This window comes from Candidatus Poriferisodalis sp. (assembly GCF_965205175.1).
Lineage (GTDB): Bacteria > Actinomycetota > Acidimicrobiia > Acidimicrobiales > Poriferisodalaceae > Poriferisodalis.
Window position 1 is genome coordinate 1,720,905 of sequence record NZ_OZ242038.1, and the last position, 12,743, is coordinate 1,733,647.

At 67.6% G+C, this 12,743-nt stretch carries 9 protein-coding genes; 7 read left to right on the forward strand and 2 right to left on the reverse strand.

Translation table 11 applies throughout. The features are described 5' to 3' along the window. The gene (locus ACOGI4_RS07580; protein ID WP_419841074.1) at positions 1 to 1,392 is read right to left on the reverse strand and encodes a cytochrome P450; all 1,392 of its coding nucleotides are present in this window, start codon (positions 1,390 to 1,392) and stop codon (positions 1 to 3) included. Positions 1,393 to 1,571: 179 nt separating this feature from the next. Here ACOGI4_RS07580 and ACOGI4_RS07585 point away from each other — a divergent pair, with 179 nt between their 5' ends. Further along, positions 1,572 to 2,951: a glutamine synthetase family protein gene (locus tag ACOGI4_RS07585; protein ID WP_419841075.1), complete on the forward strand. Its 1,380-nt coding sequence runs from the start codon at positions 1,572 to 1,574 to the stop codon at positions 2,949 to 2,951. Positions 2,952 to 2,974: 23 nt separating this feature from the next. Here the strand turns inward: ACOGI4_RS07585 and ACOGI4_RS07590 are convergent, their stop codons facing one another. Beyond that, positions 2,975 to 4,258, reverse strand: coding sequence for a glutamine synthetase family protein (locus ACOGI4_RS07590; RefSeq protein WP_419841076.1), 1,284 nt, complete (start codon positions 4,256 to 4,258; stop codon positions 2,975 to 2,977). Between the two features lie 247 nt (positions 4,259 to 4,505). On the opposite strand from ACOGI4_RS07590, the gene ACOGI4_RS07595 reads away from it, so the two are divergent. From ACOGI4_RS07595 to ACOGI4_RS07620, 6 genes are all read left to right on the forward strand, one after another. Continuing rightward, positions 4,506 to 5,810 (forward strand): ABC transporter substrate-binding protein, encoded by a 1,305-nt coding sequence (locus ACOGI4_RS07595; RefSeq protein WP_419841077.1) that lies wholly within the window; start codon positions 4,506 to 4,508, stop codon positions 5,808 to 5,810. A 79-nt stretch (positions 5,811 to 5,889) separates the two neighbouring features. Further along, positions 5,890 to 6,603, forward strand: a complete 714-nt coding sequence (locus ACOGI4_RS07600) for an ABC transporter ATP-binding protein (protein ID WP_419841078.1) — start codon at positions 5,890 to 5,892, stop codon at positions 6,601 to 6,603. Further along, positions 6,600 to 7,487, forward strand: coding sequence for a branched-chain amino acid ABC transporter permease (locus tag ACOGI4_RS07605; RefSeq protein ID WP_419841079.1), 888 nt, complete (start codon positions 6,600 to 6,602; stop codon positions 7,485 to 7,487). Before ACOGI4_RS07600 ends, ACOGI4_RS07605 begins: the two co-directional genes overlap by 4 nt. 13 nt (positions 7,488 to 7,500) lie before the next feature. Beyond that, positions 7,501 to 9,462: an ATP-binding cassette domain-containing protein gene (locus ACOGI4_RS07610; RefSeq protein ID WP_419841080.1), complete on the forward strand. Its 1,962-nt coding sequence runs from the start codon at positions 7,501 to 7,503 to the stop codon at positions 9,460 to 9,462. A gap of 52 nt (positions 9,463 to 9,514) precedes the next feature. After that, entirely contained in the window at positions 9,515 to 9,835 is a 321-nt protein-coding gene (locus tag ACOGI4_RS07615) for an MmcQ/YjbR family DNA-binding protein (RefSeq protein WP_419841081.1), read from the forward strand. A 270-nt stretch (positions 9,836 to 10,105) separates the two neighbouring features. After that, complete coding sequence (locus tag ACOGI4_RS07620; RefSeq protein ID WP_419841082.1) at positions 10,106 to 12,679, forward strand: fibronectin type III domain-containing protein; 2,574 nt, start codon at positions 10,106 to 10,108, stop codon at positions 12,677 to 12,679. Positions 12,680 to 12,743: the final 64 nt, after the last annotated feature.

Genomic DNA, 12,743 nt, shown 5'->3' on the forward strand with positions numbered 1-12,743 from the left:
TCAGGCTCCCACAGCCGTTGCCGAGCGGTCGTCGGAGCGGTGCGCTGACACTTCCACGGACACTTCGACGGACGCGACGCCGTGGACGAAGTTCGACGGAATCCGCACCGGGTCGCGGACGCTTGCGGGCCGGATGCCTCGGTCCAGCATGGCTTCGAGCAGTGCGCTCAGTTCCATCCGTGCCAGGTAGGCGCCGAGGCAGAAATGCGGTCCGCCTCCGCCGAAGGCGATCTGCGCGTTGTCGGCGCGGCCGATGTCGAATTCGTCCGGCCGGTCGAACACCGCTTCGTCCCGGTTGGCGGACGGATACCACATGACCACCTTGTCGCCGGCCGCGATCTGGGTGCCTGCCAGCTCCGTGTCGGTCGCGGCAGTGCGGCGCATGTGCAGGATCGGCGAGGCCCAGCGGATCACCTCTTCGACGGCGCTGGGCACCAAACGCCGGTCGGCCGCCAGCCGTTCCCACTGGTGGGGATGCTGCGCGAACGCCATCGTCCCGTGCGTGATGGCGGTGCGCGTCGTCTCGTTGCCGCCGAACACCAGCACCTGGAAGAAGTTGCGGAACTCAGTGGCGCTCAGGCGGTCGCCGCCGACTTCGGCATGCACCAGCCGGCTGACCACGTCGTCAGCGGGACGGTCCGCACGCTCGTCGCCGAGCTTCGCCCCGTACTCGTACAGCCCCCACGCAGCCGGACTGCCGAAGGGGAGCAGACGCAGCGGCGTCGTGTTGCCGTAGGCGTCGGGCGGCAGCGACTGGGCATCGGTGGTGCCCTCCACCAAGTGGTTGGACAGCTCCACCATGTAGTCGGCGTCGGCCTCCGGCACGCCCAAGATGGCGATGATGACCCGAATGGGCAGCGGCGCCGCCACCAACTCGACCCAGTCGCCGCCCCCACGGCGAACGACCTCGTCGAGCAGCTCGTCGGCGATGTGGCGTGTGCGCTGCGCGTACCGGCGCATCTCGCGTGGCGTGAACGCCTTGGACACCACCCGGCGCAGCCGAGTGTGCTCCGGCGGATCGTGCTCCAGGATGGAACGGCGCGCCTCGAGCGCGTCGGCTTCGAGGTCCCACAGGTTGACGTGCCCGATGGCAGACGAGAAGCGCTCGGGGTGGCGCGACACCTCGCACACGTCCGAGTGGCGGGTGACTGCCCAGAAGCCGTGGTCTTCGTAGCGATTCCAATGCAGGCCCGGCCGCTGCCGCAGTGTGCGGAAGTCCTCCCACGGAATGCCGCTGCCATAGCGACGGGCGTCGGCGATGTCGATGTCTGCGTCGATGTTGCGGGCGCTCCGCCGCTCCTCGCCCGGCCTTGGCCCGTTCGCGGTCACATCACTGGAGGCCGGCCTGCCAGCTGCGATGGCCCGATGGGCGGGGGAGGCTCGCGACGGCACACCTGCATAGTAAGTCTGTGCGCCCGGCAGTTGCGCCCGACTGCCCGCGCATCGAATAATCGGCTCGTGCCGGCACGCCTGCACGGTAGGTCTGGGCCCCGCTGCCCGACCCGTTGCACGGTGTTCAAGCTGGAATCACGGTCAGGTCAACGGCCAACACGCGACCCAGGAAGGTACCCATGACGATTCGCCCCGAGTTCAAGCGCAGCGATGTCGAGAGCGACGCTTTCGAGCGCAAGCTGCGGCGGGCAGAGGTACACACGGTGGAGGTGGCCATCGCCGACACCTACGGGCACCTGCGAGGCAAGCGCTTTCCGGTGGACCACTTTCTGCGCTCGGTCGCGACCGGCGGCTGCCACATCGCGGACGCCATCTACATCTTCGACCTGCACAACGACCTCGTCGACAGCCCGTACATCAACATGGCCAAGGGCTTCCTGGACACGCACCTGGTGCCGGATCTCGAAACGCTGCGGACCTTCAGCCACCGCCCGGGCTACGCGCTGGTGTTCGCGGACAGCCTCGACCCGTCCCACCAGCCGCATCCGATCGCACCGCGAACAGTGCTGCAGCGCCAGATCGACCGGTGCGAAGCGCTCGGCTACAGCCCTGTGGTCGCCACCGAGATGGAGTTCTACCTGTGCGAGCACGACTGGTCGCATGTGCAGCGCCACATCCAGTACTCCTCGCTCACTGACCGCGGCGATCTCGAGTGCGTCCTGTGGGAGATGCGCACGGCGATGGTCGACGCGGGCATCCCCGTCGAGTCCTCGAACCCTGAGTACGGCCCAGGCCAGATCGAGATCAATGTCGCCCACGCCGATGCCATGACAGCGGCCGACAACACGGCGCTCTACAAGAGCATCGTGAAGGAGGTCGCCGCGTCAGCGGGGCTGCGGGCGACGTTCATGCCCAAGCCGTGGACGGATCCGTCAGGCAGCGGCATGCACGTACACACCAGCCTGAGCGCGGTCGGGCCCGCCGGCGCCGGAAATGCGTTCGGCCCCTCGCAGGACCTGCCCAATGAGGTCATGTCGCAGTGGCTCGGCGGCCTGCTTCGCCACGCCGGCGCGCTGTCGCTGCTGGGCAGCCCGACGCCCAACGGCTACAAGCGGGTGCGGCCGTACACCTTCGCGCCCACCCACGCGCACTGGGGGCTCGACAACAGGTCGGTGATGTGTCGCTGCACGGTGGGGGCGGGCGGCGCCAACCGGGTCGAGTATCGGGCGCCGGGGGCCGACGCCAACCCCTACCTGATGATCGCGGGCCTGCTGGCCGCCGGCGCCGACGGGCTGGAGCGCAGCGCCGATCCGGGTCCGATGAGCGTCGGCGACAAGTACGACGACCCCGCCGACGCGCCGCGCTTGCCCGCGGACGCCGCCGCCGGCATCGCCGCCTACGAGAGCAGCGCGCTGGCCGACGCGCTGGGGCAGGAGTTCTCGACCAACTACGTGCTGATGGCCAAGGCCGAGCTGAACACGTTCACCGAAGCGGGCTGCGATCCGCTCGGTGACGACATCGCCGAGTGGGAGCGCGACCGCTACCTCGAATTCGCCTGACGGAGCGCCGTAAGCGCGCTGGCTCAGTGGTACGGCAGGTACTCGGAGATCTCCCACTCGCTGATCTCGTCGGAGGGCTCGCCCACCGCCGCCACGTAGCGCTCCCACTCGGCATCCTTGATGGCCAGGAAATTCTCGACCAGATCGCTGCTGACCGCCGCCGCGAGGTCTTCGTCGGCGCGCAGATGATCCAGCGCCGCTGCCAGGTCGGGTGCCGAGGTCACCTCGGTGTTCCAGGCCTCCATGCCGTCGTTGGTCTCGGGTTCGGGGCAGTCGAGCCCGCCCACCACGCCGAGGCGAGCGGCTTGGAGCACGGCCGCGACCGCGGTATGCACGTTGCAGGCGCCGTCGGCCAGCCGCGACTCGATGCGGGTGCGGCTGCCCCGCTCAGGGGGCACCCGCGTGCCCACCACGCGGTGGTCGTAGCCCCAGTTCGCCCGCCGGCCGCTGAACGTGAACGGCTGTAAGCGCCGGTAGGCGTTCACCGTCGGAGCGCACAGCGGCGTCAGCGCTTGGTGGTGCGCGCATAGTCCGGCGAGGCACGACTTCGCCAGCGCCGAAAGGCCGTCGGCTGCGAGGGGGTCGTGGAGCACGTTGTCGCCGTCGGAGTTCACCAGCGAGAAGTTGACGTGGACGCCGTTGCCCTCCAGTTGCGCATACGGCTTGCCCAAGAACGTCAGCCGGCGGTCGTGGCGCATGGCGCACTCGCGGGCCAGCACGCGGAACAAGAAGGCGTCGTCGGCGGCGCACAGCGCTTCGCCATAGCGCAGCGTCAGCTCGAACTGGCCCGAGTCGAACTCGGCGTTGACGGATTCCAGGACGATCTCGCTGGCCGCCGCGAGGTCGGCGATCTCGTCCATCAGGCCGATCGGGTCCACGAATCGACCGGTACCGTATACGTACGACTCGGGCGTGTCCCACCGTTGCCAGCCGTGCTCTTGGGTGCGCTCGAGCACGTAGGCCTCGAACTCGATGCCGACCATCGGCCGATAGCCCACCGCTTCCCAGTCCGCGACGGCCTTGCGCAATGCGTACCTGGCTGAGTAACGGAAGGGCTCGCCGTGCTGGCTGAGATCGCAGACTGCCACCTGGGTCCGGTCGTCATCCCAGCCGGGCCGCAGGTCGGACTCTTCGAAGGTGGCGTGGATGTCGGGAAATCCGTCGAGCACGCCGGAGCCGGGGGCCGGAATGAAGGAGCGGTCGTAGGCCAGGCTGAACACCGCAGCAGCATGGCCGGTGCCATCGCCGGCGAAGGCTGCCGGCACGTACTTCCCCCGAGCGAGGCCGAGATGATCGGGCCACAGCATGCGGACACGTTCATGGTTCATCAGCGTTCCCCAACAATGTTGTTGTCATCGGATGCGTGCGCTTGGCGGCCGCGTGTCCTCGGCGGCCTCAGTGCGAGCCGTCAATCTGTTGCCGCGACGATGAGCAGAAGCTATAGGAGATGCCGCTGATGCGACCCCGTGGACAAGTGGGCTAGTCTGCCTTCAGATCCACAGGCCAGGTCCATGGACCAGTTCCACCGGCCGCTTCCAGGAAGAGGGAACCATCATGGGGAGACGCGTCTGGGCCGTGCTGGCCGTCGTTGCGCTGGTCGTTGCAGCCTGCGGCGGCGACGACGACTCGACCGACACGACAGCGAGCGAGCCGACTGCCACGCAAGCGCCTGCGTCCACCGAAGCACCTTCGGCGCCTGGCGCCCCAGCTGCCACCGAAGCGCCTGCGGCGGCAGCGACGATGACCAGCATCGACATCGACCACTTGCTGAGCGCCGATCTCAGCGACTGTGCTGGGGCGCCGACCGGCGATCCAATACGGGTCGGGATGGCGATGGACTTCAGCGATGTCGTCGGATTCGTCGACATTCCCGGCTCGAAGCTGGTGCCCTACATCGCGGAGCTCGCCAACTGCCGCGGCGGGTTCAACGGCCGGCCCGTGGAAGTTCGGGTCGCCGAGGTGGGCGAGGACGCTGCGCTCGCCACCAACGACCTGCTGGACTGGGGGGCGCACTTCCTGATCGGCCCGCCGTTTGCAGACTTCGCACTGCCGATCCTGCAGACCACTGACGGCAAGGTGCCGCTGTTCGTCGCGGCGTCCACGGAGCCGACGCTGGCGGACGCGTCGATCAACTCCTACTTGGTCACCTTCGACGATCACCAGATGTCGGGCGCAGCTGCACAGTGGGCGCTCGACGAGGGCATCGCCCGGGCGATCGTGTTCACCGAAGGCGAGGGAGTCCCCTATACCGGCGTCAATCCCGACGCGTTCATGGAGGCGTTCGAAGCCGGCGGCGGCGAAGTCGTCAGCGAGCAGACCTACGTGTGGTTCCAAGACACTGACTTCTCCTCGCAGGTGAACGAGATCGCTCAGATATCGCAGAACAACGAAGTGGTCTTCTCCGCTGCGCTGGCCTTCCAGGTGACGGCCTTGCGAGGGCAGCTCGAGGGTCAAGGCCTCGACGGCCTCACCTACGTCGGCACCGACGCGCTGGACGCCACCGGCATCCAAGTCGAGGCGAACAACGAGGGCATCGCCCACACGCCGCACACCAGCATCACCGCGGGCGACCGGATCGATTCGATGCTCGCCGGCTACGAAGCTGCCAAGGGCGAGGCGCTGGAGAGCCGCGGATTCATGGCCCTGTACGTCGATTCGATGCTGCTCGGCATCCAAGCGATGCTCGATTGCGACTGCGACGACACCGCGGAGATCGGCGAAGCCGTGAAGCAGATCTCAGGCTTCGCAGGACTGTCGGGCGAGATCACCTACGCGGGCACGAACGGCATCCCGGCCAAGGCCGTGCCGATCAACCGCATCGTGGCCGGCGACGACGTGCTCGTCGCGACGATCGAGTAGGCCCGCGAGCAAGCCAGCTCCGGGCGCCGCATCAGCGGCCGTCACCAGACGCCGCGGGACCTGACGCTCTGCGTCGCAGATGCTCGAGATCGAGGGTCTCACCGCGCGCTACGGCTCGATAGCAGCACTGCGCGGCGCGTCGCTGAGCGTCGGCGCCGGGGAGGTCGTGGGCCTCATCGGGCCAAACGGTGCGGGCAAGACCACCTTGCTGTCGTCGGTGTGCGGACTGCTGGCACCCGCTGTCGGACGGATCACGTTCGAAGGCAACGACATCACCGGCCGCTCGCCCGAGCAGCTGCTGCGCTCGGGCATCGCGCTGGTGCCGGAGCACCGCCGCATCTTCGCCGACCTCACCGTGGAGGAGAACTTGCGGATCGGCGGCGTGACTGTGCCTGCGGTACAACGAGCGGAGCTGCTCGACGAAATGGCGGAGCGCTTCGCGGTGTTGAAAGAGAAATGGGACGTACCGGCCGGCTACCTCTCGGGCGGGGAGGCGCAGCAGCTGGCCATCGGGCGAGCGCTGATGTCGGCGCCTCGCCTGTTGATGATGGACGAGCCCTCGCTCGGTCTCGCCCCGATGCTGGTGGACACCGTGTTCGAGCTCATCGCCACGTTGCGCGAACAAGGTCGCACCCTGCTCGTCGTGGAGCAGAACGCCGCACGAATGCTGGCAGCAGCGGATCGTGCGTACGTGCTGCGCAGCGGCGCAGTGGTGGCCACAGGCACCGGCGCCGAGCTGCGCCGGCGAGACGACCTCTTCGACACGTTCGTCGGGGGACAGGGCGTCTCGTGACCGAATTCGCCCAGAACCTCATCGACGGTCTCGGTCGGGGCAGCATCTATGCGCTGCTGGCGCTGGGCGTCGCCGTCATCTTCGGCGTCATGCACCTGCTGAACTTCGCTCACGGCGAGCTCATCACCGTCGGCGGCTACGTCGCCCTGTGGACCCTCGGCGCCGGCTGGTCGTGGTACGTGGTGGCGCCGCTGATCGTGATCAGCGCAGTGCTGACCTCGTTGGCCATCGAGCGCGTCGCCTTCTCGCGCGTGCGCGGCAGCTCGGACTTCACCTTGCTGCTGACGTCGTTCGGCGTCCATTTCGTGGTCTCCGCGATCTTCCTGCTGTACGTGTCCGCGGCAATCAAGCCCTTCGACCGGCCGTCGTGGGTGACTGCCACCTACGCCGTGGGACCGCTCAAGATCGAGGTGTACGACACCGTCGTGATCGCGGCCACGGTCGTGACGCTCGTCGGTACGACGTTGCTGTTGCAGAGGACGATGTTCGGGCTGTCCCTGCGGGCCGCAGCTGCGGACTTCGACACCGCTCGGCTCATGGGCGTGCGCTCCGACACCGTGATCCGAGGAGCGTTCGCGCTGTCGGGCCTGCTGGCGGGCATCGCCGGCGTGTTCTGGCTGATGCGGGCAGGCAGTATCGGCCCCAGCGCGGGCATCACGCCGATGCTCAAGGGAGTGCTCGCGGCGCTCATCGGCGGTCTGGGCAGTCTGCGAGGCGCGGTCGTCGGCGGTCTGGTGCTGGGCGTGGCAGAGGTGCTGCTGCGCTCGCGCTTGCCCGACAGCGTTGCCGGCCTCACCGAAGGGGTCGTGTTCGTGCTGATCGCGCTGCTGTTCATCTTCAGGCCTCAGGGTCTGCTCACTGTCAAACGCGCGGTGCGGGTGTGAGCGAGCGGGTCTGATGTTCCCCCGCTTCGGACGCGATGTCGGCTTCCCCGTGGCCGGATGCGCGGCGCTCTGTGCCGTCTTCGTCGCCGGCGGGCTGCTCTACGAGAGCTTCGGGGGCCGCGCCGCCGAGCGTCTGGTGACCGTCATGCTGATCGACGCCATCATCGTGGTCGGCATCCAGATCTACGTCGGCAACACCGGCGTGCTGTCGTTCGGGCACATCGGCTTCGGCGCAGTCGCCGGCTACGCCTTCGCGGTCTTTGCCATCAGTCCCGAGGCCAAGCTCACCCGGATTCCTGACGCTCCGTTCGGTCTGGAGGGCATCGTGGTGCACCCGGCGCTCGCCGTCGGTGCTGCTGTCGCCGTCGCTGCGGCCGTGGCGACGGTGGTGGGCATCGGCTTGGCGCGCTCGGGCGCAGAGTCCGGTGCCGTCGCAGCCACCGTGATCACGTTGGCGCTGCTGTTCGTCAGCCACGAGGTGGCTCGCAACTGGCCGGACCTCACCGGCGGCGAACGTGCCGGTCTCACGTTCAAGGTCGGCGCCGCTCTGGACAGCAGGCTGCCGATCTACTGCTGCTTGCTGGGCGCATTGATCCTCGCGCGACTGTTCTCGCAGAGTCGCAGCGGCAAGCTCGCCGCAGCGGCGCGTGAAGACCATCTGGCCGCACGTGCCATGGGCGTGAATCCGCTCGTGCAGCAGACCGCGGCGCTGCTCATTTCGGTCGTGGTGGTGAGCGTCGGGTCGTCGCTGCGCGTCTACGAGAACGGCTCGATCCTGCCCGGCGACTTCTTCTTCAATTACACGCTGCTGACACTGGCCATGCTGATCGTTGGAGGCCGCAACAGCGTGACCGGCGCGCTCGTCGGCGTCGCGGTCATGACGGTCGGGCGCGAGGCGGCCCGCCGGCTGGGACAGGACGGCTTCGAGGTGTTCGGGCTCAGCTTGGATGCTGGACCGCTGGACTGGATCTTCCGCGAGAACTTGCAGACGGTCTTCCTAGGCCTTGCGATGCTCGGCTTCATGATCTTTCGATCCGAAGGCCTCGTGGGGGACTGGGAGCTGGACGGGTGGCTGTGGCGTCGCTGGCAGAGCCGCAGGCCAGAGGCGCGGCCGGTGCCGCTGGCCGAGGTAGCGCCGGTGGGACTGCACGCGCCGGCGTCGTCAGCCCAGGCATCTCCAGCCCAGGCATCTCCAGACGGCGCTGCCTTGGAGGCGGGCGACATCGTCGTGGACTTCGGCGGCTTCCGGGCGCTCGACGGAGCGGGCTTGCGCGTCGCTTCCGACGAAGTCGTCGGGCTGATCGGCCCCAACGGTGCCGGCAAAACCACGCTGGTCAACGTGATCACCGGCGTGGTGCAGCCCGCGCACGGCTGGTTCAGGCTCGGCGAGCGCGACTTGGCGGCCGCGTCGAGCCATGAGATCGCGCGTGCGGGGCTGCTGCGGACCTTCCAGAATCTGCGCCTGTTCGCGGCGTTGACGGTGCGCCAGAACGTGGAGCTGGCCGGCCGTGTTGCTGCCCGGCATCGGCCCGGGGACCATCCGTCAGCCGACGCGCTCATTGCGGAGGCGGGCTTGTGGGAGGTGCGCGACCGGCGCGCACGCGAACTCGACTACGGACGTGCCAGACGGCTGGAGCTGGCGCGTGCAGCTGCCATGGCACCCGCGTACCTGTTGCTCGACGAGCCCACCAGCGGCATGAGCGACGCAGAGTCGGCCGAGATGATCGGGCGCATTCGGCACATGGCTGCTGCGGTCGGCGCCGGAGTGCTGGTGATCGATCACGACCTGAACTTCATCACCGGCATCAGCGACCGCATCTACGTGCTCGATCAGGGGCGGGTCATCAGCGTCGGCACGCCCGACGAGGTCCAGGCCGATCCGGCGGTGCGCGCTGCGTACCTAGGTGCTGAGAGCGACGCGGGCATGTCGGACGGCGCGACTTCAACCGGCGAGGCTGTGAGCGGAAGCGCTTGAGCAGATGGCGACGTTCGACGACATTCGGCGCCTGGGGTCGACGCTACCCGAAATGACCGAATCGACCTCGTACGGGACGCCGGCGCTGAAGGTCCGCTGCAAACTGGTGTGCCGGATGTGGAGCGAGCGCGAGTACCGCCGCGACTCGGTGCATGACACTGAGGTGCTGGTGCTGTTCTGCGAGCTCGAGATGAAGCAGGCGCTGCTTGAGCAGCATCCCGAAGCGCTGTTCACCGTGCCGCACTACGACGGCTACGGAGCGGTGCTGGTCCGCATGGCCGACGTGGAGCTGGACGACCTGGCCGACTGGATTGAGGAGAGCTACCGGTGCCGTGCGCCCGCGAGCCTCCTGCGCCGGCTCGACAGCTCCTGAGCTGCTCGGTGTTGCGGTTGGTCTCGGCTGCGACTGCCACTGTGATGCATCGTGGGTGTGCCGGTGCGCGGGGTGTATCCTTGCCTGGGCTGGGTATGCATGAGGCTGCCGGCGTATTCGCGGGAGTTGTTGGGTTGGGTGTGGTGTTGATGCTTGGTCGTAGTCGTGTTGCGCGTTTGGGATGCCGTCCTCGGGGGGGGGGGGGGTCGGTGCGTGGCTGATGGGCGGCGGTGCGGTTGGCGTGGTTGGGGCTGGGGGTTGGTTGGGGTAGTGCTGTTGGTGGGGTCGGTGGTGGTGGTTCCTACGGGTGTGGGTGGCCAGAGTTCGGTGCCTGTGGCGCCGGTGGGGTTGGTGCCGTTCGGTGGTGATGGTGCGGTGGGGCTGTATTGGCATGATCCGGGGGATGCGTCGATTATTCGGTATGAGTACGTGCTCGGCACTGCTCGGAGTCCGGTGGTGTCGTCGTCGGATTGGCTGGCGTTGTCGGGTTCGGGTGCGTCGACCACTTCGTTGACTGTGTCGGTGTCGAGCACGGAGCAGCACTTCATCAAGATTCGGGCGGTGAACGCGACTGGCAACGGCGCGGCTTCTGCGGTGATCGCGGTGCAGCCGCGGGTTTTTCCGAATACGTTGATCGCGATGAGTGTGAGCCCGGGGCGGACGGGCGAGGGCAATGCGGGTGTGACGGCGGACGTGACGTTGTCGGTGACGTTGCCTGCTGCGGCGCCGTCGGGAGGCAGGACGATGGCCTTGGTTAATGAGTCGGGATCGGCTGCGGCGGCGGCGACGTGGAACTCGAATTACACGAAGGCGACGTCGTGTTCGGCGCCGAATCCTGCTGCGGCTGACATTTGTTGGCCGAACGGTCGCACGATCACGATCGACGAAGGGCAGACGCAGGGTTCGTTGACGTTCAGCGTGCGGGGTGACGCGACGCAGGAGTCCGCGACCGAGTACCTGGTGATCAGAATCTTGACCGGCAGCCCCCCGTTCCAATTGAATGGCTGGGCGCGGCTGTTGATCACCGACGACGACGGCGACAACGCGCCGGCCACGACTACGACGACCACCACTACGACTACGACGACTACGACCACGACGACACCGACGACTACGACTACGACGACGGCGCCGACCACCACAACGACGACTACCACCACCACAACGACGACGACGACGGTGCCGGTGCCGGGGAAGCCGTCGGGTGTGGGGTTGCAGCGGGTTGGGACGTCTAATCGGTTGAGGGTGTCGTGGAGTGATCCGGGTGATGCGTCGATTACGGGTTGGCAGTATCAGTGGCGGCCTCCGGGCGGGTCTGACAGTGGTTGGTATTCGATTGGGGGTTCGGGGGCGTCGACGACGTCGCACACGATTAGGCGGTCGGGGGGTTTGGCTGCGGGTGTGTGGCGGATGCAGGTGCGGGCGGTGAACGCGACCGGCACGGGGCCTGCGTCGGACTGGGCGTCGTTCACCGTCGCCGCCGCCACAACGACAACTACGACCACGACTACGACCACATCGACGACGACTGCGGCGGGGGTGCCTGCGAAGCCGTCGGGGTTGTCGTTCGGTCGGCGTGGGAGTACGAACACGTTTGATGCGTCGTGGACGAATCCGAATGACGTGACGATCAATCGGTGGGCGTATCGGTGGGAGTATCCGGATGGGACGCGTTCGACGTGGAGGAATGTGCCGAGTTCGGGCAGTTCGACGACGTCGTTGGCGTTCGGTCCGGTGTCGGGGATTACTGATGGCAGGTGGAGGTTGCAGATTCGGGCTCGTAATCCGTCCGGCTGGGGGCCGGTGTCGGACTGGGCGGTGTTCAACGTCGGTGCCACCACCACCACGACGACGACAACGAGCACGACCACAACAACCACCACGACGACGACTTCCACTACTACGACCACCACGACTACGACGACCACCACGACTACGACGACCACTACGGCACCGACGACTACGACTACGACGACTACGACGACATCGCCGACTTCGACGACTGCTGCGACGACCAGCACGACGGCGGCGGCGCCGCGGTCTTCGTCGGGAGGAGGCTCCGGCGGCGGGGGCGGTTCAGGCGGCGGTGGCTCCGGCGGTTCGGTTGGTTCGGGTGGTGTGGCGGTGTCTGGGAGGCCGTGGCAGCCGTCAGGTGTGCGCGTCGAGTCTGGCGGCGGTGTGCTGCTGGTGTCGTGGTCGGTGCCGGGCGGCGGTGCTTGTGAGGCTTCGGGGTTTCTGGTGCGTGTCCGCGAACGGTCTCGCGGCGGGTCGGGTGTGGGGCGTGTGGTGGCGGAGTCGCTGGTGCTGTCGGGCACCACGAGCTGGCTGGTGACCGGTCTCGACCCCGGGGTGAGCTACACCGCGGAAGTGCTGGCGTACAGTGCTGTGTGCTGGAGTTTTTCGCTGCCGGTGACGCGCACGTTCGCAGTGACCGCGGCGGGCAGGCCGCCCGGTCCGCCGAGACGTCCGTTGATGAGCCCAATGCCGGTGCAAGAACTGAAAGTCGATGCTGCCAAGCCGGGTCGGGTGACGGTCACTTGGTCGAAGCCGGCTGCCACGCCCGACGTGCAGCGTGATGTGCGTTGCGCGTACACCCGTGCGGGTGTGCCGCATTATGCGAAGAGCGTCCGCTACGCCTATGAGGTGGTGAATGTGACTACCGGCGAACGCGTGGGGGCGGGCACCTTCGAGTCCGCCGGCCCCACCCTCACCCGCACCGTGACGCTCACCGGCCACGCCGCAGGCGCCGGGTATCGGCTGCGTGTCAGCGTCGTGGCCTATTCGGAGACCTGCAAGCGCTGGTCCGCGATACGCCGCGTCTTCTGGTGGACCAAAGCCCCATAGCCATGCACCAAGGCTGTCTACAGCGCGGCAGCGACTCCATCATGTGCTCAGCAACCAGTCGACA

Coding starts and splice junctions, on each gene's coding strand:
- ACOGI4_RS07585 (WP_419841075.1), top strand. CDS start 1,572: ATGACGATTCGCCCCGAGTTCAAGCGCAGCGATGTCGAGAGCGACGCT.
- ACOGI4_RS07590 (WP_419841076.1), bottom strand. CDS start 4,258: ATGCTGTGGCCCGATCATCTCGGCCTCGCTCGGGGGAAGTACGTGCCG.
- ACOGI4_RS07595 (WP_419841077.1), top strand. CDS start 4,506: ATGGGGAGACGCGTCTGGGCCGTGCTGGCCGTCGTTGCGCTGGTCGTT.
- ACOGI4_RS07600 (WP_419841078.1), top strand. CDS start 5,890: ATGCTCGAGATCGAGGGTCTCACCGCGCGCTACGGCTCGATAGCAGCA.
- ACOGI4_RS07610 (WP_419841080.1), top strand. CDS start 7,501: ATGTTCCCCCGCTTCGGACGCGATGTCGGCTTCCCCGTGGCCGGATGC.
- ACOGI4_RS07615 (WP_419841081.1), top strand. CDS start 9,515: ATGACCGAATCGACCTCGTACGGGACGCCGGCGCTGAAGGTCCGCTGC.